Source organism: Streptomyces sp. NPDC050548, from assembly GCF_044457385.1.
GTDB lineage: Bacteria > Actinomycetota > Actinomycetes > Streptomycetales > Streptomycetaceae > Streptomyces.
Window position 1 is genome coordinate 220,144 of the sequence record NZ_JBITGV010000006.1, and the last position, 22,021, is coordinate 242,164.

The 22,021-nt window shown below is 71.9% G+C and carries 19 protein-coding genes and 1 tRNA gene; 9 read left to right on the plus strand and 11 right to left on the minus strand.

Going from position 1 to position 22,021, the window contains the following annotated elements; all coding sequences use genetic code 11:
• Nucleotides 1-67: 67 nt before the first annotated feature.
• Complete coding sequence (locus tag ACIBJH_RS18995) at nucleotides 68-487, minus strand: MarR family transcriptional regulator (protein WP_399117980.1); 420 nt, start codon at nucleotides 485-487, stop codon at nucleotides 68-70.
• A gap of 71 nt (nucleotides 488-558) precedes the next feature.
• Here ACIBJH_RS18995 and ACIBJH_RS19000 point away from each other — a divergent pair, with 71 nt between their 5' ends.
• Both ACIBJH_RS19000 and ACIBJH_RS19005 read left to right on the plus strand, forming a co-directional pair.
• On the plus strand, nucleotides 559-2,019 hold the full coding sequence (locus ACIBJH_RS19000) for a DHA2 family efflux MFS transporter permease subunit (protein WP_399117981.1): 1,461 nt from the start codon (nucleotides 559-561) through the stop codon (nucleotides 2,017-2,019).
• A gap of 42 nt (nucleotides 2,020-2,061) precedes the next feature.
• Nucleotides 2,062-3,183, plus strand: coding sequence for an LLM class flavin-dependent oxidoreductase (locus ACIBJH_RS19005; RefSeq protein WP_399117982.1), 1,122 nt, complete (start codon nucleotides 2,062-2,064; stop codon nucleotides 3,181-3,183).
• Here ACIBJH_RS19005 and ACIBJH_RS19010 read toward each other — a convergent pair.
• Nucleotides 3,171-5,000, minus strand: a complete 1,830-nt coding sequence (locus tag ACIBJH_RS19010; protein WP_399117983.1) for a putative bifunctional diguanylate cyclase/phosphodiesterase — start codon at nucleotides 4,998-5,000, stop codon at nucleotides 3,171-3,173. The genes ACIBJH_RS19005 and ACIBJH_RS19010 overlap by 13 nt on opposite strands.
• A 375-nt stretch (nucleotides 5,001-5,375) precedes the next feature.
• Between ACIBJH_RS19010 and ACIBJH_RS19015 the strand changes: the two genes are divergently transcribed.
• The gene (locus ACIBJH_RS19015; protein WP_399117984.1) at nucleotides 5,376-6,692 is read left to right on the plus strand and encodes a M6 family metalloprotease domain-containing protein; all 1,317 of its coding nucleotides are present in this window, start codon (nucleotides 5,376-5,378) and stop codon (nucleotides 6,690-6,692) included.
• A gap of 51 nt (nucleotides 6,693-6,743) precedes the next feature.
• On the opposite strand, the gene ACIBJH_RS19020 is transcribed toward ACIBJH_RS19015, so the two are convergent.
• The 7 genes from ACIBJH_RS19020 to ACIBJH_RS19050 form a co-directional block, all read right to left on the minus strand.
• A tRNA-Lys gene (locus ACIBJH_RS19020) sits at nucleotides 6,744-6,817 on the minus strand.
• The gene (locus ACIBJH_RS19025) at nucleotides 6,808-7,422 is read right to left on the minus strand and encodes a bifunctional DNA primase/polymerase (RefSeq protein WP_399117985.1); all 615 of its coding nucleotides are present in this window, start codon (nucleotides 7,420-7,422) and stop codon (nucleotides 6,808-6,810) included. Before ACIBJH_RS19025 ends, ACIBJH_RS19020 begins: the two co-directional genes overlap by 10 nt.
• A gap of 136 nt (nucleotides 7,423-7,558) precedes the next feature.
• Complete coding sequence (locus tag ACIBJH_RS19030) at nucleotides 7,559-7,930, minus strand: hypothetical protein (RefSeq protein ID WP_359607811.1); 372 nt, start codon at nucleotides 7,928-7,930, stop codon at nucleotides 7,559-7,561.
• Nucleotides 7,931-8,394: 464 nt separating this feature from the next.
• Nucleotides 8,395-9,735 carry an AAA domain-containing protein gene (locus ACIBJH_RS19035; protein WP_399117986.1) on the minus strand — a complete coding sequence of 447 codons (1,341 nt, stop codon included), beginning with the start codon at nucleotides 9,733-9,735 and terminating at the stop codon, nucleotides 8,395-8,397.
• Entirely contained in the window at nucleotides 9,732-11,330 is a 1,599-nt protein-coding gene (locus tag ACIBJH_RS19040) for a hypothetical protein (protein ID WP_399117987.1), read from the minus strand. The genes ACIBJH_RS19035 and ACIBJH_RS19040 overlap by 4 nt, the downstream gene beginning before the upstream one ends.
• Nucleotides 11,321-12,466, minus strand: a complete 1,146-nt coding sequence (locus ACIBJH_RS19045; protein WP_399117988.1) for a hypothetical protein — start codon at nucleotides 12,464-12,466, stop codon at nucleotides 11,321-11,323. The genes ACIBJH_RS19040 and ACIBJH_RS19045 overlap by 10 nt, the downstream gene beginning before the upstream one ends.
• Complete coding sequence (locus ACIBJH_RS19050) at nucleotides 12,417-13,394, minus strand: phosphatase PAP2 family protein (RefSeq protein ID WP_399117989.1); 978 nt, start codon at nucleotides 13,392-13,394, stop codon at nucleotides 12,417-12,419. The genes ACIBJH_RS19045 and ACIBJH_RS19050 overlap by 50 nt, the downstream gene beginning before the upstream one ends.
• A 207-nt stretch (nucleotides 13,395-13,601) precedes the next feature.
• Between ACIBJH_RS19050 and ACIBJH_RS19055 the strand changes: the two genes are divergently transcribed.
• Complete coding sequence (locus ACIBJH_RS19055) at nucleotides 13,602-14,198, plus strand: histidine phosphatase family protein (protein ID WP_399117990.1); 597 nt, start codon at nucleotides 13,602-13,604, stop codon at nucleotides 14,196-14,198.
• A gap of 87 nt (nucleotides 14,199-14,285) precedes the next feature.
• Here ACIBJH_RS19055 and ACIBJH_RS19060 read toward each other — a convergent pair whose 3' ends face one another.
• Nucleotides 14,286-15,767, minus strand: coding sequence for a hypothetical protein (locus ACIBJH_RS19060; RefSeq protein WP_399117991.1), 1,482 nt, complete (start codon nucleotides 15,765-15,767; stop codon nucleotides 14,286-14,288).
• Between the two features lie 272 nt (nucleotides 15,768-16,039).
• Here ACIBJH_RS19060 and ACIBJH_RS19065 point away from each other — a divergent pair, with 272 nt between their 5' ends.
• Together ACIBJH_RS19065 and ACIBJH_RS19070 are read left to right on the plus strand one after the other, a co-directional pair.
• Entirely contained in the window at nucleotides 16,040-16,474 is a 435-nt protein-coding gene (locus ACIBJH_RS19065; RefSeq protein WP_399117992.1) for a hypothetical protein, read from the plus strand.
• A gap of 57 nt (nucleotides 16,475-16,531) precedes the next feature.
• Complete coding sequence (locus ACIBJH_RS19070; RefSeq protein WP_399117993.1) at nucleotides 16,532-17,404, plus strand: spermidine synthase; 873 nt, start codon at nucleotides 16,532-16,534, stop codon at nucleotides 17,402-17,404.
• Nucleotides 17,405-17,428: 24 nt separating this feature from the next.
• On the opposite strand, the gene ACIBJH_RS19075 is transcribed toward ACIBJH_RS19070, so the two are convergent.
• Nucleotides 17,429-17,977, minus strand: a complete 549-nt coding sequence (locus ACIBJH_RS19075; RefSeq protein WP_399117994.1) for a hypothetical protein — start codon at nucleotides 17,975-17,977, stop codon at nucleotides 17,429-17,431.
• A gap of 111 nt (nucleotides 17,978-18,088) precedes the next feature.
• On the opposite strand from ACIBJH_RS19075, the gene ACIBJH_RS19080 reads away from it, so the two are divergent.
• The 3 genes from ACIBJH_RS19080 to ACIBJH_RS19090 all read left to right on the plus strand — a co-directional run bounded on the left by ACIBJH_RS19080 (nucleotide 18,089) and on the right by ACIBJH_RS19090 (nucleotide 21,761).
• Complete coding sequence (locus ACIBJH_RS19080) at nucleotides 18,089-18,793, plus strand: response regulator transcription factor (protein WP_200712477.1); 705 nt, start codon at nucleotides 18,089-18,091, stop codon at nucleotides 18,791-18,793.
• On the plus strand, nucleotides 18,790-20,193 hold the full coding sequence (locus ACIBJH_RS19085; protein ID WP_399117995.1) for an ATP-binding protein: 1,404 nt from the start codon (nucleotides 18,790-18,792) through the stop codon (nucleotides 20,191-20,193). The genes ACIBJH_RS19080 and ACIBJH_RS19085 overlap by 4 nt, the downstream gene beginning before the upstream one ends.
• Nucleotides 20,194-20,300: 107 nt before the next feature.
• Nucleotides 20,301-21,761, plus strand: a complete 1,461-nt coding sequence (locus tag ACIBJH_RS19090) for a cellulose binding domain-containing protein (protein ID WP_399117996.1) — start codon at nucleotides 20,301-20,303, stop codon at nucleotides 21,759-21,761.
• Nucleotides 21,762-22,021: the final 260 nt, after the last annotated feature.

A 22,021-nucleotide genomic window follows, 5' to 3' on the forward strand; every position in this document is an offset into this window, starting at 1 on the left:
GCTCGCACTCGAACCCACCTTCGTCAACACGGACGCCCGTACGGACCGCCGTACGGGACTCGGGTGTTCAGTCGGTCGGCTTCAGCAGCGCGTTCAGCCGTTCAAGGAGGGCCAGCGCCTCGCCGGGGTCGGCGGTGGCGGCGGCGAGCGCCGGGGCGATCGGGGCCTCGCGGACCGCCGCCATGCGCGGGGACGGCTCGGGGCTGGTGTGCAGCAGGGTGCGGCGGCCGTCCGCCGGGTCGGGCTCGGTGACCAGCGCGTCGGCGGAGCGCAGCCGGGCCACGCAGTTGGAGACCTGGCTCTGTACGAGTCCGGTGCGCCGGGCGACCTCGGTGACCGTGGTGCCGGGGTGGTCCCTGATGTCGGCGGCGACGATCAGGACCGTACGCGTACTGGTGGGGTGGTCGCCGATGCCCTCGGCCGGGATGGCGGACTCCGCGATCTTCTGAAGGCGGACGCCCAGCAGGAACAGATCGTCGACGTTCATGACCACAGGTATATCAGAAAGAGATGCATCTCATCTTGATGCATCTAGATCTGATGTATATGTTTCTCGTCATGACACGGATGACACGGACGACAGGCACGACGACGACAGGCACGACGACGACAGGCACGACGACGACAGGCACGCCGAAGCTGCGCGGAAACCCCTGGGCCGTCCTGGCCACGCTCTCCCTCGGGTTCTTCATGACCCTCCTCGACATGACCATCGTCAACATCGCGATCCCCGACGTGATGCGCTCCCTGCACGCGGGCCTCGACCAGGTGATGTGGATGGTCAGCGGCTACACCCTCGTCCTCGCCGCCCTCCTGGTGACCTCGGCCCGGCTCGGTGACATGAAGGGCCAGCGCACCCTGTTCGCCGCCGGAACCGCCCTGTTCACCCTGGCCAGCGCGGCCTGCGGCCTGGCCGCCGGGCCTACGACGCTCATCGCGGCCCGGGTCGTACAAGGGCTCGGCGCGGCCCTGCTCACCCCGCAGACCATGGCGCTGATCGTCGCCACCTTCCCCGCCGCCCGGCGCGGTACCGCCCTCGGGATCTGGGGCTCGGTCGCCGGCGTGGCCACCCTCTCCGGCCCCACTCTCGGCGGCCTGATCGTCAGCACGGTCGGCTGGCGCTGGGTGTTCTTCGTCAACATCCCCGTCGGCCTGCTGGTCCTCGTGCTGACCTTCCGCTGGGTGCCCGACCTGCGCACCGGCCGCGCCCACCGCCTCGACCTCCCCGGCGTCCTGCTCTCCGGCACCGCGCTGACCGGGCTCACCTTCGCCCTGATGGAAGGCGACCGTTACTCCTGGAACCCCGGGATCTGGACCCTCGCCGCCTGCTCCCTGGCCCTCGGCGCCCTCTTCCTCCGTCATCAGGCCCGCCGCCAGGACGCCGAACCCCTCATCCCCTTCGCCCTGTTCACCGACCGCGGCTTCACCGTCATGACCACCTTGATGGGCGCGATCGGCGCCGCCCTGATCGGCGCGGTCCTCCCGCTGAGCCTCTTCCTCCAGCAGCAGCTCGGCCTCAGCGCGATCCACGCCGGCCTCGCCCTGGCCCCGTCCCCACTGGTCTCCCTGCTCGTCTCGCCGTACGCGGGCCGCCTCAGCGACCGGATCGGCGGCCGTCGCGTCCTGCTCGCCGGGCTCCTGTCCTTCGCCACCGGCCTCACCGCGGCCCTCCTCCTGGCGAACCCCGGCGCCCACGCCCTGACCCTCACCTTGCCCCTGATGCTCATGGGCCTCGGCACCGGCTGCATGATCGCCCCGCTGTCGACCGAGGCCATGCGGGGTGTCCCGCCCCACCTGGCCGGAGCGGCCTCGGGCGTCAACAACACGGTCCGGCAACTGGGTTCGGTCCTGGGGGCGGCGGCCACGGCGGCCCTGATGACGGTCGGTTCGTCACCCCTGGCCGGTCTCCATCTGGCGATGGCGCTCCCAGTGGTCCTGCTCGCGGTCGCGGCCGGAGTTCTCCTGGTGCCGCGCAGGGGGCACGCCCCGGGGAATAAAGCGGAGACAGCCTCCTGTTAGTCCGACCAGACACCGCACAGCTCACAACAGGAGGCACCCACCGTGGCGGCAGACGACGAGGTCCGGAGCGCGACCGACGAGATCCGGGGTACGGCGCGGGGCACCGCCCCCGTCCCCCTCTCCGTACTGGACCTGGTGACCGTGGGCGCCGGCCGCACCGCCACCGACGCGCTCCGTACCAGCGTGCGCATCGCGAAGCTCGCCGAGGCCCGCGGCTTCCACCGCTACTGGGTCGCCGAGCACCACTCGATGCCGGGTGTCGCCTCCTCCTCGCCCGCCGTGATCCTGGCCCACCTCGCCGCCCACACGGACCGCATCCGCCTCGGCTCGGGCGGTGTCATGCTCCCGAACCACGCCCCGCTCGTCATCGCGGAACAGTTCGGCACCCTGGAGGCGCTCGCCCCCAACCGCGTCGACCTCGGCCTCGGCCGCGCCCCCGGCACCGACGGCGCCACCGCCGCCGCCCTCCGCCGCACCGAGCGCCTCAACGAGGGCGCCGACGACTTCCCCGAGCAACTCGCCGAACTCACCCGCTTCCTGGACGACGACTTCCCGAGCGGCCACCCCTACGCCCGTATCCACGCGGTCCCCGGCCCGATCCAGGCCACCTCGCCCGGCGGCGTGCAGTCCCCGCACCGCCCCCCGATCTGGCTGCTCGGCTCCTCCGGCTTCAGCGCCCGGCTGGCCGGCATGCTCGGCCTGCCCTTCGCCTTCGCCCACCACTTCTCGGCGCAGAACACGGTCCCGGCCCTCGACCTCTACCGCGAGTCGTTCCGGCCGAGCGCGGTGCTGGACGCGCCGTACGCCCTGATCGGTGTCTCCGCCCTCGCCACCGACGACGAGAAGGAGGCCCGCCGCCAGGTGCTGGCCGCCGCCCTCAACATGGTCCGGCTGCGCACCGGCCGCCCGGGACTCGTGCCCACCCCTGAGGAGGCCGAGGCGTACGAATTCAGCCCCATGGAGCGGGAGTTCATCACCTCCTGGAACGCCAACGTCATCCACGGCACGGTCGACGAGGTCCGCTCCGGCCTCGACGACCTCCAGAAGCGCACGGGCGCCGACGAGTTGATGCTCACGTCCCACGCCCACAACGCCGACCTGCGGCTGCGCTCGTACGAACTGATCGCCGACGCCTACGAGTTGACGGTCGGTCAGGACGCCTGATTACAGGCCTTCGTGCCCAGCAACTCGGAGATACGATCCGGCGCCACCGGGCGGGAGTAGAGCCACCCCTGCCCGGTGTCGCAGCCGATCCTGCGCAGCCGGGACGCCTGTGACAAGGTCTCCACGCACTCGGCGGTCACCGACAGGCCCAGCCGGTGGGCGAGTTGGATCATCGCCTCGACGATGACCTCGTCGGCCGGGTTCGGCGGGACGCCCTCCCCCTCGTACTGGAAGCCCCGCACGAAGGAGCCGTCCAGCTTCAGGACGGAGACGGGCAGTCGGCTCAGGTACGCCAGGTTCGAGTAGCCCGTGCCGAAGTCGTCGATGGCGATGTGCACGCCCATGTCGCTCAGCGCCTGGAGGGCCTGGAGCGGTCGGCCCGCCGAGCCCATCACCGCCGACTCGGTCAGCTCCAACTGCAGCAGATGCGGGGCGAGTCCGGTCTCGGCCAGGACCTCCGCCACATCCGCGACCAGGTCCGAGTCCCACACCTGCCGTACGGCCACATTGACGCTCACGAAGATCGGCGGCTCGTCCGGGTGGTCGAGCTGCCAGCGGCGGGCCTGGCGGCAGGCGGTGACCAGGACCCAGCGGCCGAGCTGCACGATCGAGCCGTCCTCCTCGGCCAGTCCGATGAACCGATTCGGCGTCAGCATGCCGAACTGCGGGTGGTTCCAGCGCACCAACGCCTCGACCCCGCGCAGCCGTCCGTTCTCCATGCCCACCAACGGCTGGTACTCCAGGGTGAATTCACCCCGCTCGATCGCCGGACGGAGGGTGGAGGCCAGCGCCTGGCGGGTCATGCGGTGCGCGTTGCGCTCCGGATCGAACAGCGTCCAGCGGGACTTGCCGTCCGCCTTCGCCCAGTACAGCGTGGTGTCGGCGGCCTGCATCAGACCGGTGGCCGTCGTACCGGCCGCCTGCCGCTCCACCACGCCGATCGACGCCGACAGCGACAGCCGCTGCCCGGACAGGTTGAACGGCGCCTGCAGCGCCTTGAGCACCGACTCGGCGAGATCGGCCAGTTGGTCGGTGCCGGTCGAGTCCTCGACGAGCAGCGCGAACTCGTCCCCGCCCAGCCGGGCCACCAGCGGAGCGGTGGCCCGGGCAAGGCCCGCCTCGTCCGCGCACCGCGTCAGCCGCTCCGCCACGGCGGCCAGCAGCCGGTCGCCGACCCGGTGGCCGAGGGTGTCGTTGACCGCCTTGAAGCCGTCCAGGTCCAGATAGCACAGGCCGATCCGCCCGGTGCCGCCCTGCTCGTACGACTCCGCGTCCAGCGCGGCCGAGAGCCGCTCGAAGAACAGGGTGCGGTTGGGCAGCCGGGTCACCGGGTCGTGCATCTCCAAGTGCCGTAGCCGCGCCTGGAGTTCACGGCGGTCGCTGATGTCGGTGAGTGACAGCAGCACCCCGTGCTCGGCGGCCGGCAGCGGCGCCGCGGTCACCTGCACCCACAGGGAGTGCCCGTCGGGGTGCTTCACCCGGCGGGTGCGGCTCAACTTGGCCTGCCGGCCGCGCAGCACCTCGCGGTAGGCGTGCCAGGTGCGGGCGTCCGACCTCAGATCCACCAGATCGGCCGCGACCAGCCCGGCAAGGGCCGCACCGCCCTTGCCGAGCAGCGCGCCGAACGTGTCGTTGGCGCTCACCACCAGCCCGTCGCGGTCCACGACGGCCATGGCGAGGGGGGACGCGGAGAAGGCGGACCCGAGCCGACCGTCGGCGGGAAGACTCATACGAGGCGATGCCTCGCCCTTACTCTCTGTTACGGCCGGCCGGATGAGGTCTGCCGCGGGTGCCGGCCCTTCGGACGTTCCGCTCACCGCTCGCTCCCGCAGTGCACTCGATCTTCGGATGGGTCTCGTCGGGATGGCCGACCGGGTAGGGGGCCGCCGTGCCGTGTCCGTGCAGGAAAGTGTGCCGATCATAGAGGGTGGCCCCCGGCCCTTCCAGCCACTCTCCAGTGTCCCGGAACAACGGCCCGTTCCGGCAGATCGATTCCGCCCGCACCTGGACGGGTTCGCCAAATGGCCGACCACATGTGACGTTCCGTGAGTGTTTCCGGATGTCGGCCCGGGCGTGTCTCAGCCGTCCCAGGCGTCCCTCTCACTCATCTGGTGCAGATAAACGAGGCATACCCCAACAAACCATCACAGGCTGGGTGTCGGTGTCCCGCGAACCGCTCCCGGAGGTCCAACGTGCCGTGTCAGCTCCCCCTCAAGGGGCTCTCCCGTACGGCGCTCAAGGGGCTCGGCCAGTGGCGGACGCGCCCCCGGCTGCGCAGCACCGCGGCCGTGTTCACCACGATGTCCGCGCTCGCCGCGACCTCCATCATGTCCAGCCAGTCGGTCGCCGAGCCCTTCTCGTCCACCCCCTGTGCCCTCAAGCGCACCGACGCCCACCACTCCGAGGGCCTGGACACCTGGAACGCCGCCTACCCGCGCCCGGTCCGCCCGCTCGACGCGGTGATGATCTTCCTCTCGTTCCCCGACGCGACCCCGCGCACCACCCCCGCCGAACTGGCCGCCGACCACTTCCCGGCCACCACCCGCTTCTACGAACGCGCCTCCTACGGCAGATTCACGCTCCGCCCGCACCCACTGCGGACGTGGATCCGCATGCCGAAGCCGTCGACGTCGTACGCCATACAACGCGACTGGAACCCGGTGAACCGCGCCGCGTACCTCCGCGACGCACTCGCCGCCGCCGACCCCGAGGTCGACTTCTCCCGCTACGACGTCGTCTACTTCGTGGCCGATCCGGACGCGCCCGGGGTGGACTCGGACGCGACGAAGGTCGTCAACCTGGACACCCCGCTGCGGGCCGACGGCACGGACATCCGGCGGGTCGTCACGGTGTTCGAGAAGCACCCGCCGGACCGGCTCGTCCTCGCCCACGAGACGGGCCATGTCTTCGACCTGCCCGACCTCTACCACCGGCCGGTGGACGGCAAGGGCGACTGGGACACGTATGTCGGCGACTGGGATCTGATGGGCAGTCAATTCGGCCTGGCCCCCGACCTGTTCGCCTGGCACAAGTGGAAGCTGGGCTGGCTGGATCCGCGCCAGGTGGTGTGCGTACGAGGGGCCGGGCCGACCCGGCTGACCCTGGAACCGCTCGCCGCCGAGCCGCCGACGGCCGGCAACGCCGGATCGCCCGCGTTCGGACTCGGCCTCGGCGTCAAGCTGGCCGTGGTGCGCACCGGCACCGACAGCGCGCTGGCCTTCGAGGCCCGCAGCCCCGTCGGCAACGACAGCACGGCCTGCAAACAGGGCATCCTCGTCTACCGGGTACGCGACGGCGCGGCCTCCGGAAACGGCCCGATCGAGGTCGTCGACGCCCACCCCCGCACCGAGGCCTGCTGGGAGACCTCGGTCTACCCACCCCTCGCCGACGCCCCGGTCGCCCTCGGCGAGACCTTCACCGTGCCCGGCGACGACGTACGGGTGGCGGTGGAAGGGCGGACGGACTCGGGGGCGTGGACGGTGAGCATCACGCCGGGGGACAGCCCCTGAATGCCGGGTACGTCAAAGGGCCCCTCGCTCTCGCGAGGGGCCCTTCACAGGTGCGCCGCCAGGGACTCGAACCCCGGACCCGCTGATTAAGAGTCAGCTGCTCTAACCAACTGAGCTAGCGGCGCCTGCTGACGTCGTAGACCTTAGCATCCTGATCCCGGGGAGGAAAAATCGATATGCGCACGGTCGCGCGGGCGGCGCGCACGGCCGCCCAGAGCAGGATTTCCGCGCCGGGGAGCCAGGGCCGACGCGTGTCGGGAGCGACCAGCCAGCGAGAGTCGAACGGCGCCGGATCGGCCGCGCCGACCAGCGCCGGGACGGTCACCGCGTCGCCCTTGCCGTGGCACAGCAGCGGCGGGACGGACTCCGTACGGCCACGCTCCGCGGCATCCGTGCCCCACTCCTCCCAGCCCAGCAGCGAGGGCAGCCGCTGAGCCGTCCCGGGGGTGGCGAACAGGAGCATCCGGCCCCGGTACGTCGCGACCGGCCCGGAGCCGGGGCCCTCGTCCCATAAGCGGTCGACCATACGGCGGCCGAAGATCGCCGGAGCGGTCACCACGTCGAAGGCGGAGCCGCAGGGCAGGACGACCGGGGCGTCCGGCCGCTCCCGCCACAGGGCGAGCGTGCTCCGCGGATACGTTCCTGCCGAGGCGAGCCAGGCGGCACCGTCCGGGGTCACGTCCGAGATGTCGAAGCGGTCGGCGAAGGGGTCGTCCGGTGTGCGGCTCATGGCGAACAGATCTACCGGCCGTGAGCGCGCGCTCTCCGAGAGTTGTCCGAAATCGGGACAGGAGGGGGCGGGAGGGAGTATCTTGCCCGCCGGGCATATGCCAAGAGCGCTCTTGCCCGTGCTCTTGCCCCACAGGTCACACCGGGTCGACGGCCCCGCTGTCCCGCCCCTCGGTGCCGCGCAGCAGATCCCGCCCGAACTCGACCATCTTCTTCGCGTAGTCCTCGGTCCACCCGGCCCGCTCGGCGATGTCCGCCGGCGTCAGCCGGTCGAACCGGCGCGGGTCGGCGAGCTGAGCCGCCGCGATCGCCTGGAACTCCACCGCGCGGTCCGTCGCGGCGCGGAACGCGTGCGTCAGCTCCGTCGCCCGCGCCAGCAGCGCGCGGGGATCGTCCATCGACTCCAGGTCGAAGAAGTGCTCCGGATCCTCGGCCGCCTGCGCGGGCTCGAAGAGCAGGGGCGCGGGGCGTAGCCGCGATTCGTTGCGACGCGGCGTGTGCTCCGCCATGTCTTCTCCTCCTCGTACGTCATGGATGACCCGCCTCACGAGCCGGACCACCGTCCATTGTCTCCCGACCGCGCAAGAGGCCCCGGGCATACCACCGAGGCACGGGATCCGGCGCCTGAAAGGGGCTTCCCAGCCGTCAGGGTCTCCACACCACCCGGTGCTCCGCGAGATGCGCCAGCACGGCGTGGTTCGCCTCCCACCCGTCCGGGCTGTGTCCATTGGCCGCCTCCGGCGGCGTGCCGGACTCCGTCCGGCGGGCAGGCGTCCGGGCGCCCGCCGGCCCGGCGCCGGAACGCCGGTTCACGGTCTCCACACCACCCGGTGCTCCGCGAGATGCGCCAGCACGGCGTGGTTCGCCTCCCACCCGTCCGGGCTGTGTCCATTGGCCGCCTCCGGCGGCGTGCCGGACTCCGTCCGGCGGGCAGGCGTCCGGGCGCCCGCCGGCCCGGCGCCGGAACGCCGGTTCACGGTCTCCACACCACCCGGTGCTCCGCGAGATGCGCCAGCACCGCGTGATTCGCCTCCCACCCGTCCGGGAACTTCACCGTGACCCCCAGCTGCACCGGCTCCGTCGACGGGTGGTCGTCCAGGAGTTCGCTCACCCCGGCCCGGCAGACCACGATGCAGGCGTGCCGGTGGCGGGAGGCGAGGACGCACAGGCGGCCCGTCTCCAGGTGGAAGGCGGTGGCGTCGGGGCGGCCGGAGAGGGGATGGAGGACGACCGTGACGTCGAACTCCCGGCCCTGGAGCCGGTTCGCCGTGTCCACGGTGACGTCCGTGACGCCCAGTTCCGTCAGCGCCGCGCGGACCGCCGCCGCCTGGTCCCGGTGCGCGGTGCCGACCGCGATCCGGTCGGCGGTCAGGGGGGTGGGGTCGGGCGCGCGCTCCGACGTGGCCGCGCCGCCCCGGTCCAGCAGCCGTCGTACGACCGTCGCCACCGTGCGCACCGCCTCCGGGTCTGTGCGGGGGGTGTGGCGGGCCGGGAGTTCCAGCAGGCCCCAGCCCGACTGGGCGGCCTCGTCGATCACCCGGTCCGGGCCCGAACCGTCCGACGGGACACCGAAGTTGAGCCGCCGGTCGCCGTGGTCCGTGCCGCTGCGGAAACGGGTGTACGGGTAGAACGCGTTCGAGACCAGGGGTGCCGCCGAGGCCGGGAGGCGCCAGGACACCGGCAGGCGGTGCTGCGGCAGTTCGGGGTTGTGCGCGAGCAGGGTCGTCACCGCCGAGGCCGAGGGGTCGTACGACAGGCCCGCCCACTGCTCCGCGCCGACGATCGCGAACGGGTCCAACTGCCCCGGGTCGCCCACGAACAGCGCCCGCTCGAACAGCCCGGCCACGGCCAGCAACGAGTCCGAGCGCATCTGGTACGCCTCGTCGACGATCGCGTGCCGCCACGGCTCGTCCACCTTGACGTGCGCCCACTTGGCCGCCGTCGAGATGACCACCGGGAGCCCGGCAAGCTCACCCGCCTTCGCCGACTTCCGCACGTTCGGCAGCTCGTCCAGCGCCTTGTCGTACGGGTCCGCGTCACTGCTGTGGAGGCGGCCCACGGGCAGCTCGCCGTTCTGCTCGGCGAGCCGCACGACGAGGTCGTCGACCTGGGCGTTGGTCTGCGCGACCACCATCAACGGGCGCCCCGCGTCGGCCAGTTCGAGCGCCGCGCGGACGACGAGCGTGGACTTTCCGGCGCCGGGCGGGGAATCGACGACCACTCCGCGCGCCGTGCCGTGCAGGGTGTCGCGCAGGATCGCGTCGGTGGCCCGGCCGGCCTCGGCACCGGGGTCGAAAGCCGTGTGCGCGCTCACAGGACGTCCTCCTCGGTCACCGGGTCCGCCGACTCCTGTACGGCGATCTCCTCGCCGGGCGGGCCGCCGTGCGTCCACGGTGTGTCCTCCTGGTCGGGCAGTTTCGCCCCGCCCCGCTGCTCGTGCTCGAAGAGCGTGAAGCAGATCCGGTCGCCCTTCTCCGGCACGGAACCGACGTCCGGCTCCTTGCCCCGGCCCATCTTGTCGACGACCCGGAGGACGACGAGGGCGCCGTCCTCCTCGTGGCCCACGAACTCCGCCGACTGCGGCTTGCCGCCCAGCGACCGGAACACCTTCACCCGCTCTCCGAGATGCGGCCGGTCGTCCGTCCGCACGGTCACCAGCGGGCGCGGACGGGGACTCCTTCCCTCGCTGTACGCCATCACCACATCCGTGACCTCGCCCGCGAAGGCCTCCCCGGCGAGCCGCCGCCCGGCCATCATCAGCGGGTCGTCCAGGGCCTCCTGGGCGTCCAGCCGGGCCTGTTCGCGCTCGCGCGTGGCGAGCTTGTTGGCCGCGGTCACCGCGTCGTCGCGGCGCGGCTGCGGGGGCTCACCGGCGGTGATCCGGTCGCGGTGGCCCGTGAACGACCAGCGGTCGCGCGTCCACCGGTCGACGGTGTGCGCGCCCTCCGGCAACGCCCGCAGCAGGTCAAGCCCGCGCCACACCGCGTCCCAGGTGGGCCGGGTGCGGCTCTCGACGAGGCCCCTGATCTCCCGCTCGGCGGCGGTGAGTTCACCGAGCCGGTCGTCGGCCTCCAGGCCGTCCTCGGCGGCGGCGAGGGCCGTACGCGCGCGGTCGTAGCGCTCGATGGCCGGGGCGAGCAGCTTGTTGTCGAACGCCGGGTCCGTGGCCGGACCGGCCGGCGGGCACACCAACTGGCCCTGCGCGTCCCGCCGCAGCTCCGCTTCGAGCGCGGCCTCGGCACCGGAGACGCCGTCCGGCGGGTCGATCCAGGCGAGCAGCGCGCCCAGGTGCTGGTCCTCCAGGCTGGACTGACCGGTGGCCCAGTGCCGGCCGAGCACCTCGGTGAGCGCGAGCAGCAGCGCGGAGCCGGGCACCCGGGCCCGCTCCCCGTAGTGGGTCAGCCAGCGCCCGAGCAACGGCACGTGCGGGGGCGCGGGATGCGGGGTCTCCGGGTCCTGCTCGGCCGTACGGCGAAAGCGCATCGAGCGCCCGAGCAGCCGGACCAGCTCGATGCCCGGGCGGCTCGGCACGATCAACTGCGGGGCGTCCGCGCACAGTTCGACCTCGACCTTGACCCGCTTGCCGGTCTCCGGATCGGTCTCGTTGCGCTCGGCGGCCTCCACGTCCTCGGCGAACGTGTCGATGTACGGCAGGACCACGTCCGCGAGTTCGGCCAGGAACGTGAACCTGAGGTCACGGTCGCGCGGCTGCGGTACGACGAGGAGCCGCGGCGCGTCCCGGTCCGTGCCGACGAGCGCACCGAGGGGCGCGCCGGCCTCACCGGCGGTGGTGAGCGGCACGAGGACCAGCGGGTGCTCGGAGAGGTGCCGGTGGCGGACGGTCGCGGTGGGCTGGGCCCGGCCGGAACTCACGGCCTCCAGGCGGGCGAGGGTGGTGATCAGCGACATACGGCACCCTCCGGGGCAGGCGCCGACACGCCCGCCAGCGCCTCGGCCCGCAACTCGGCCGCTCTGCGCAGCGCCGCCACCGCCGGGTCGTCCGGGTCGCCGGACTCGCCGTGGGCCGCCGCCAGGACCTCGCCGATCGTGGTCAGGTCGCCCAACTCGGCACGCAGGGAACGCCCCAGAGCGGTGACCGCGCCGGACGCGCGGGAGCGGTCGCGGCAGTGGAAGGCCAGCTCACAGGCGGCCAGGCACTCGGGGGCGTAGGCCGCCGGGACCGACTCGACGGCGGCCGTGAGCTCGGCGGCCGGGCGGTCGGGGGCGAAACAGGTGCCCTCGGGGAGGGTGTCGGCGATGTCCTCGATGCGGGTGAGCCGGGCCAGTTGGCGTCCCGTGACCGCGCGCTGCTTGCGGACGTCGACGGCGGACGCGGTGGGCAGGTTGGAGAAGTCCTTCGGGCAGACGAGCAGCACGCGCGTGTGCACCCGGGGGACCGGAGAGAGGCGGGCGGCGACCTCCTCCAGGGCCAGCACGTACACCGCCGACTGGCGGGCCGCCGCGCCGACCTTCGCCGGGTCCGCCGAACCGTCCAGCATCGGGAAGGACTTGATCTCCACGACCGTCCAACTGCCGTCCGGGTGCACGACCACCGCGTCCGGCTCCAGGAACGCGGGGGAGCCCGCCACGTCCAGGGCGAGCATCGGGTGGTCCAGGAGAGTCCAGGCGGCGGCCTCGGTCGCCTCGCGCAGCGCCAGCGCCGTACGCGCCGCACGCCCCTCGGGGCCGACCGCCGACAGCTCGGGCACATGCGCGCGGGTCGGCGGTTCGGCGCCCGCGTCCAACTTCTCGTGCACCAGCCGCAGCAGCTCCGCGCCGCCGTCCGCCTTCACCCGGGCCTCGAACGCGTTGCCCCGCATGAAGGCGAACTGGGACTGCCCGAAGGCGGACGGCGAGCCGAGCGCGTCGGCCAGCACCGCCTTGTTCACCCCAGCGCCGTCCAGGATGGCCCGCCGCTCGCAGCCCGGGTTCGCGGCCAGGGCCGCCAGGGCGCGCGCGTCCAGCGCCTTGGCCGGGACGTCCGGGCCGCGCAGCTCAGCGAGCCGGTGCCGGAGCGCCGTCCCCCGCGTCCGTGGGAGAGGCACCCGGCTCGGCTCCGGTACCGAGCTGCGACTCGCGCTGCCGTGGAATTCGTTCACCCGGGGAAGTCTGGCATCCACCACTGACAATTGAGGTTTCTGTGCCGAGAGAGGCGCCCGGAGCGGCGTCACGGGAGCTGGCCGCGACGAGTGAGCCGCGCCCCGCGAACCGCGCCCTGATCCGGTCCGCGCCCTTCATGACCTGCGGCGCCAGCAGGAACCCGAGCCCCATCACGACCACACCCGCGACCGCGTCGAGGAGGTAGTGGTTCGCGGTGCCCATGACCACGATCGCCGTCAGCAGCGGATAGGCGACACCGAGGACCTTGGTGAGCCGCGTGCCGCCGTAACGCCACAGCATCACTCCGCACCACAGCGCCCAGCCGCAGTGCAGGCTCGGCATCGCCGCGTACTGGTTGGTCATCCCGCCCAGGCCGCGCGGCGCGCTCGCCTCGCCGCCCCACCAGCCGTACGAGCTGTACTTGGCCATCGTGTCGACGAAGCCGTAGTCCGGGGAGAGGAGCCGGGGCGGGCAGGTCGGGAGCAGGGTGAAGCCGATCAGGCCGATGAACGTGGATGTCATCAGCCAGGTACGGGCCGCCCGGTAGACCTGTGCACGTGACCGGAACAGCCAGATCAGGATCGCGGGCGTGACCAGATAGTGCAGCGACGCGTACCAGAAGTCGGCCGGGATGCCGAGCCAGGCCTCGCGCGTGAAGAGCCGGTTGAGCGGGTGCTCGGCGTTGATGTGCAGGAACTTCTCGATACGCAGGATCGCCAGCCCGTGGTCCACGGCGCTGGCCGTGTCGCCCCTGGCCAGCAGGCGGCCCGCCGAGTACGAGGCGTACACCATGAGGATCAGCGGCAGCTCGGTCCACCAGCGCAGCCGGCTTCGCCGGTCCGCCTCGATGCCTGGTGTCTCGGTCTGCGGCATCCGATCGCCCTCCCCCTTCTCTCCTGGTGCGGTGCCCGGTACTCCGGCTCGCCGGTGTTCGGTCGGGACACTTTACGGCGTATGCGGGCGCCCCGTTTCGGGTGCCCCGGACCTCAAAGACGCAGAGATCGCCCCCCGGGTTGCCCTTCTCCAGGGTGCGCGATGATGGAATGACCCGCCTCTGGTCATCTCCCGGAAAGGTCCCCCATGGCACCGCGCATCCTGCTGGCCCGGCACGGACAGACGGCATGGTCGCTGTCCGGGAAGCACACCGGCAGGACCGACGTCCCGCTCCTCGAAGAGGGCCGACGCGGCGCCAAGGTGCTCGGCGAGCGACTGCACCGTTCCCCGCTGGACGGCCTCCCCGGGGTGGAAGTCCGCACCAGTCCACTGGCACGCGCGCGTGAGACCTGCGAACTCGCCGGCTTCGGCGACCGCGCCACCGAGTGGGACACCCTCATGGAGTGGGACTACGGCGCCTACGAGGGCCTCACCCCGCAGGAGATAGCGGCCCTGCGCCCGGGCTGGCTGATCTGGCGCGACGGCGTCCCTGAAGGGGAGACCATCGCGGAAGTGACCGCCCGCGCGGACGAGGTCGTCTCCTGGGCCCGCGCCGAGGACCGCGACGTCCTGGTCTTCGCCCACGGCCACATCCTCCGCTCGATCGGCGCCCGCTGGCTGGGCCTCCCGATCGACTTCGCGTCCCGGATACGCCTCAACCCGACGTCGTTGTCGGTACTGGGCTGGGCATACGGCGAACCGGCGATAGAGAGCTGGAACGACCTAGGACATCTAGCCGCGTAAGAGCAGGCTTTTAGGGGCGCGGGGCTGTCTCGATTTGCGGCTCCGCCGCGTGGGCGCGCCCAGCCCCCACCGGCCGCAGGTAAAAAACTACGCAGCCGTCCGAGGCAGACTGGAGTGCCTCTCCAAAAACGTAGAAACCCCCGAAGCCCGCCGATGAGGCAACAACACCCGCGCAGTCCCCGCCAACATCGTCTGAATCCGCGACGACTGCACCAGGTCCAACAGATCAAGCACCCGCATCCCCGCGGTCGCCGCCTCGTCGGGCCGCCCCCCGCGCGCGAGATCGTCGGCCAGCTCCGCCGTGTACAGCGCGATGTTCCGCGTGAAGTGCGGATCCTGAAGCTGGGCGGCACGCCGAGCGTGCCGTGAAGCCCGCGGCCAGTCGCCCAGCGTCGACCAGCACTGCGCCTCAAGACCCTCCAGTTCGGCCTCTCCGTAGAAGCTCATCCACTCGGGGTCGGCGTCCGAGTGGCCCCGCTCGTAGAGGGCCTGCGCACGGGCCAGCGCCTGTTCGCAGCCCGTGCGGTCGGCGAGCCCCGCCCAGCCGCCCGCCTCGCGCAACGCGAGCAGGGACATGAGCCGGGCGGAGCCCACCGCGCGGGCGACGCGCTGCGCGGCCTGTGCGGCGCGTACCGCCTCGCGCGGGCGTCCGGCGTCCCGCGCGAGGAACGCCGTATTGCAGAAGGCGTGTGCCTCAAGGCCCGCGTCGCCGGTCATGCGGGCGGTGGCGAGGGCTTCCGCGTAGTGCGAGCGGGCGTCGTCGAAGCGGCCGGAGTCGTGGGCCAGCCAGCCCACCGAGATGGCGAGTTCACCGGCTCCGGAGTGCAGTCGCTCGGCGACGGACTGCCGGGTGGTGCCCGCGTCGAGCAGGGCGTAGGCGGCGCGCAGCGGGGCCGCCGCGCGCCGGTAGAGGCCGTCGGCGCCGTGCCGGTCGTCGAGCAGCCGGATTCTGCGGACGGCCTCTTCCAGGGCGCCCGCCTCGCTCGTACCGGGACGGCGGACGGAACGTTCCGCTGCCACGGCGTCCAGGGTGAGCCCCAGCGGGCCCAGCGTGCCGGCGGCCACCGTGACGGTGCCGCCCCTCATGAATGCGCGACGCAGCACGTCGCTCTCCTCGTGGTTCTCGTGGTTCTCGTGGTTCTCGTGCGTGTCGTACGGGTCCGGTGTGTCATACGGCTCGTACGCCCCCTGCGTCTCATCCGCCCCACCCGTCTCACCCGGGGTGCAGCCCGGGCTCGTGAGGTGTGCGGGGGGCGTGTCCTCGGCGGTTCGCGCCCCGCGTCCGCGCACGGACGAGCGGGGCGCGAAGCCGAGGTCGGCGAGCGTGCGGCCGGGGAACATGTGCAGGAACACCCGTTCGTACGCGTAGTTGGGGCAACGGATCTCACCGGCCTCGACGCGGCCGACGTAGCGCGCGTCGCAGCTGACCCGCTCGCCGATCTCGCGGGCGGATCGGCGTACGGCCGCGGCGAACTCCGCCGGTGAGCGCTGTCCGCGCAGCCGCCGGAAGGCGAGATTGGGTCTCGGTGGTTGGGGGAACTGGGGCAGGGGCACCGTTGACGACGCCATGGCCGGGTCCTCTCGTGCGAACCGTCGAACCATGCCGGATTCAGGGTGACTTGTGTGAGTGACGCCCTGTTTCCAGCGGGCAAGAACGTACCTGCTGTGCACGACCCGCCACGCAGGGTTTGGCTACAAACCGGATATCTCATCCGGGATCTGCCATGAACTGCCATCCTTTGCGGCGGACTTGTGCCGTAGCCGTTGACGCTTCGACGCGTTGAACTCCATGGATCCGGGAGCCACCCGACTCCCGACCCGCTCGTCCAAGGAGGGGTTCCGTGGTGGAGACCGGGATGGAGACCAGTCAGAGCGTCGATCCTCGAATGCCGAGCGCGGAGTGCAGTGCGCCGCCTTTCGCGGACTCCGCCTGCGATCTGGTGACCGTGCCGACGCGGCAGGGACTGGAGGCCGTCGACATCCTGCGGCGCGGCGCCGGCGACGGGGTCGGCCCCGTGCTGCACGACGACGGCGGCGACACCCTCGGCTTCCTGGTCCCGCCGGGCACGGCGGCGGCCTGGGACGTCCCGGGCAGCACCTGCACGGAGACCAACGGCCGGGGCCTGAGCCTCGCCCCCGACCCCGAACCCCCGGTCGAAGGCTCCGACTGGCTGCTGCCCCCCGGCGACGCCGACCTCGCGACCGACCCGGCGGTCCTGCGGGCCGCGCTGGACGAGGCGGCCCGGTTGATCGAGGCGGCGGACGGCTGTCGCTGAGCGACCAGCACTGAAGCCGGACGCGCCGGACCACCCCCGCCCCCCGATAATGGGCCAATGGGAAAGTCCAGGAACACCCGGCGAGGTGGTGCCGGCTCCGCCGAAGCCGTCGTCGAGGCCGTCGACGGCGGGCTCGCCGAGCTGATACCCGACCGGGACCGCGCACGGGCCTGGACCCTGCTGATCGACGGGGCACCGCAGTCCTACGTCGACCTCGACGACCCGGCGTATCTCTCCTTCGAGTACCAGCGTCGCCTCGGCCACGTCATCGACCTCACCGCCCCGGTAGGCAAGCCGATCCAGGCCGTGCACCTCGGCGGCGGCGCCCTCACGCTCGCCCGGTACGTCGCCGCCACCCGCCCCCGATCCACCCAGCAGGTCGTCGAGTTCGACGCGGCCCTCGTCCAACTGGTCCGCCGCGAGCTGCCGTTGGACCCCAACGCGCGGATCAGGGTGCGTTCCGCGGACGCCCGCGCGGGACTCGCGAAACTGCCCGAGGGCTGGGCGGACCTCGTCGTCGCGGACGTCTTCAGCGGGGCCAGGACACCCGCCCACCTCACCTCCACCGAGTTCCTCGACGAGGTGCGCCGCGCGCTACGGCCGGGCGGGATCTACGCCGCCAATCTCGCCGACGGCCCCCCGCTCGCCCATCTCCGCGGTCAAATCGCCACCGTGGCCGCCCGGTTCACGGAACTCGCGCTGATCGCCGACCCGACCGTGCTGCGCGGCAAACGGTTCGGCAACGCCGTCCTCGTCGCCTCCGACCACCCGCTGCCGCTCGCCGAACTCACCCGGCGCGCCGCCTCCGACCCGCACCCCGGCCGGCTCCAACACGGCCGCGAACTCACCGACTTCACGGGCGGCGCCGTACCGGTGACGGACGCCGTGGCGGTCGCCTCACCGGCGCCGCCGCCGTCAGTGTTCCGCTAGCCGGCTCAACTCACCTGAAGAACCTCAGTAGTTCCCCACATCCACCCGCGGCGCCCCGTCGTGCCACGTGCAGATCACCGACACCTTGCCCGTGCCCTTGGTGAACTCCACCCGGAGCCACGAGTCCGTCTTCCACACCTGCATCGACCAGCCCGTACCCGGCGTCGCCGACACGAGCGTCACATAGGCCGGCGCGTAGTCGAGTTCGAGCACGACCCGCCCGCCGTCGGTGTCGTAGCTCTTGACCTGGCCGGAGGTGGAGACGGAGGAGGAGGGGGACGGGCTCGCGGTCGCCGTCTCCGTGGGGGTCGGACTCGGGCTGCGGGTCGGTGTCGGGGTGCTCGACGGGCTCGGGTCCGACTCGGCCCGTACCGTCGGCTCGGCGGGCGGTGTCGCCTCCTGCGCGGTCGCGCCGACGGCCGCGATGGGCAGGGCGCGCGGGGGGTCGTAGGCCGTGCCCGTCATGACCGTGTGGACGCCCCACCAGGTCAGCGTGACCGCCGCGCCGGTGGCGAGCAACCAGGCCAGCACGTGCGTGAATCCGTTGACGAGTCCTCTGGGCATCGCGGCCATACTGCCTCACGCGCCCCACGAGTGTCCCGGCGATGGCCATCGCTTTGTCCACAGGGGGGAGTTGTCCACAGGCCCGGATACGGTTCGCCCGCATGGGCTACGGTGCGGCGCATGGCAAGTGTGCTCGTGGTCGAGGACGACCAGTTCGTACGCTCGGCCCTCATCCGGCATCTGACCGATGCCGCGCACACGGTGCGCAGTGTCGGTACGGCACTTGAGGCGCTGCGCGAGGTCGCCCATTTCCGTTTCGACGTGGTCATCCTGGACCTCGGACTGCCCGACCTGGACGGGTCCGAGGCGCTGAAGATGCTGCGCGGAATCACCGACGTACCGGTGATCATCGCCACCGCCCGGGACGACGAGAGCGAGATCGTCCGGCTGCTCAACGCGGGCGCGGACGACTACCTCACCAAGCCCTTCTCGGTCGACCATCTGTCCGCCCGCATGTCCGCCGTTCTACGACGCTCCCGTGCCACCACCGGTGAGGCGCCCCCGTCCTCGGTCCTCCGCGTCGGCGGACTGACCGTCGACCCGCTGCGCCGCCAGGCCGACCTGGACGGCGTCCGACTCGACCTCACCCGCCGCGAGTTCGACCTCCTCGCCTTCCTGGCCGGCCGGCCAGGTGTGGTCGTCCCGCGCAAGGAACTCCTCGCCGAGGTGTGGCAGCAGTCCTACGGCGACGACCAGACGATCGACGTCCATCTGTCCTGGCTGCGCCGGAAGTTGGGGGAGACGGCGGCCCGGCCGCGCTATCTGCACACCCTGCGGGGTGTCGGCGTGAAGCTGGAGCCACCGGGAGCGGAGTCGCCGCGATGAGGTGGGCACTGGTCAGGGTCTGTCTGGCGATCGCGGCCATGGTCGTCGTCGCCTTCGCGGTGCCGCTCGGCCTGGTCATCAAGGAGATGGCCCGCGACCGCGCCTTCTCGAACGCCGAGCGGGAGGCCGCCGCCGTCGCCCCCGCGCTGTCCATCACCACCGACCGGGACCAGCTGGAGAAGGTCGTCGCCTCGGCGGGCACGGACTCCGGGATGGCGATCCACATACCGGCGGGGGAGGGCAAGGCCGCCCTCGACCTCGGGCGGCAGCGCGCCGCGGAGAAGGACATCGCGACCGTACGGAAGCTGGGCCGCGCCTCCACCACCGAGGTGCCCGGCGGCTCCGTCCTGCTCCAGCCGGTCGCGCTCAGCTCCGGCGAGATATCCGTCGTCGAGGTCTTCGTCCCGGAGTCGGAGGTCAGCAACGGCGTCGGTACGGCCTGGGCGGTGCTCGCCGGGGTCGGCATCGCGCTGATCGTCGGTTCCGTCGCGGTCGCCGACCGGCTGGGCGTACGGATGGTGCAGCCCGCGCAGCGCCTGGTCGAGGGCGCGCACGAACTGGGGGAGGGGAAGCTGGGGGCGCGGGTGCCCGAGGAGGGGCCGACCGAACTGCGGCTGGCGGCGGTCGCGTTCAACTCCATGGCCGACCAGGTCGTACAACTGCTGGCGAACGAAAGGGAATTGGCGGCCGATCTGTCGCACCGTCTGCGCACCCCCCTCACCGTGCTGCGGCTCAACGCGGCCTCGCTCGGGGACGGTCCGGCCGCCGAGCAGACGCGGACCGCCGTCGCGCAGCTGGAGCGGGAGGTCGACACGATCATCCGGACCGCGCGCGAGGCCAAGCCGCAGACCGTGGCGGCCGGGCCCGGCGCCGGGTGCGACGCGGCCGAGGTGGTGCGCGAGCGGATGCGGTTCTGGTCCGCGCTCGCCGAGGACGAGGGCCGCAAGGTGCGGGTGGCCGGGGTGGAGCGGCCGGTGCGGATACCCGTGGCCCGCGCCGACCTGGTCGCCGCCCTCGACGCCCTCCTGGGCAATGTGTTCCGGCACACGCCCGAGGGCACGGCCTTCGCGGTCGACGTGCACAACAGCGAGGACGCGGTGATCATGCTCGTCTCCGACGCGGGCTCCGGCATACGCGACCCCGAGGCGGCGATGGCCCGCGGGCGCGGCTCCGGCAGCGACGGGTCGACCGGGCTCGGCCTGGACATCGTGCGCAGGCTCGCCGAGTCGACCGGCGGAGACGTCCGGATCGGCTCCTCGATGCTCGGCGGCACGGAGGTGCGGATCTGGATCCAGCTGGACGGGCGGGAGCCGGAGCGCAAGGGGCATCGAGGGGCCGTACGACGGCGTCGGCCCGGCAGATTGGTCTCTACCTTTAACCGGTCCCGATCCCTCCCTTAAGCGCGCCCTAAGATCGCCGACCCCCGTCCGGATCAGGCACTTTGCCCGATTCCGGATCGCTAGCGTGCTGCCGCACCCCACCCCCGTACGGCGAAGGCAGGCACGCGATGAGCACCCACCGGCGCAGGATCAGCAAGAGAAACAAGGTGATCGGCGGCGCGGTCGCCGCGGCGGTGGTCGGCGGCGGCGCGATCCTGCTGACCGGCGTGGCCCAGGCGGCGAGTGTCGGCGCGGCCTACACCAGGACCAGCGAGTGGTCGACGGGGTACACCGCGCAGTACGTCGTCACCAACACCACCGGTGCCAGGAAGGCGGACTGGACGCTGGAGTTCGACCTGCCGTCCGGTTCGAAGCTCAGCTCGCTGTGGAACGCAGAGTCGAGTGTCAGCGGGCAGCACGTCACGGTGAAGCCGCCGAAGTGGGACGCGGACGGACTCGCGGCCGGCGAGTCGGTCACGGTCGGCTTCGTGGTCAACGGCACGGGCCAGCCCACGAGTTGCCTCATCGACAACGCCAAGTGCTCGGCCGACGGCACCGCGACCCCCGAGCCGACCGGCCGCCCGACGGGGACCCCCACGCCGACGCCCACACCCACGCCCACCCTCACCACAAAGCCGACGCCCACCCCCACTCCCACGCCGACCCCCTCCCAGAGCAGCGGTACCGGCACCACGGCCGCCGGAGACTTCGCCCCCTACGTCGACACCTCCCTCTACCCGGCCTTCGACCTCCTCGGGAACGTCACCGCGACCGGCGTGAAGAACTACAACCTCGCCTTCGTCCTGGACGGCGGCGGCTGCACCCCGAAGTGGGGCGGGGTGACGGACCTCGCGAGCGACGGCGTGGCCTCCCAGATCGGCGCGCTGCGCGCCAAGGGCGGCGACGTGCGGGTCTCCTTCGGCGGCGCGGCCGGCTCCGAGCTGGCGACGACGTGCGGTTCGGCGAGCGCGCTGGCGAGCGCCTACGGCAAGGTCGTGGACACGTACGGCCTCACCAAGGTCGACTTCGACATCGAGGGCGCCGCGCTGCCCAACACGGCGGCGAACACGATCCGCGCCCAGGCGATAGCGAAGCTCCAGCAGCAGCACCCGAACCTGGACGTCTCCTTCACCCTCCCGGTGATGCCCGAGGGGCTCACCCAGGACGGTGTGAACCTGCTCTCCAACGCCAAGTCCAACGGCGTGAAAATCGGCACGGTCAACATCATGGCGATGGATTACGGACCGGCTTACAGCGGAGATATGGGAACGTACTCAGAGCAAGCGGCTACAGCGACTCAGGCCCAAGTCAAGAGTGTTCTCGGGCTGTCTGAGAGCGCATCTTGGAAAGCGGTTTCTGTCACTCCGATGATCGGTGTGAATGACGTGTCATCGGAGGTCTTCAAGGTCGACGACGCGACCCAGCTCGTCGCTTTCGCCAAGGCGAAGGGGCTCGGCGGCATCTCGATGTGGTCCGCGGCCCGCGACAAGCAGTGCGCCGGCGGGACCAAGCCCACCGCCGACGCGACCTGCAGTTCGATCGCGCAGGCCCCGTCCGCGTTCTCCAAGGCCTTCTCCGCCTTGCAGTAGTCGCCCCATGTGCCCCAGGGGCCCCTCGCGGCTCCCGTGGCCCCAGTCACCCCGCAGCGGACGTATGGCCACTCGGCCGTACGTCCGCTTCTCTTGCTCGTGCGTGTCGATTACGTTTCGACAAATGAAGGCGGCGGGTGTTGACGCATGACCAGACATGGGACTGTTATTACGCCACCGTGTTTGGTCGCGTTGGTTTCTGGTCGGTTACGACGACCTGGGGCGTGGCGCATTCCGGCCGAACCCTGTCCGTCAGGAGC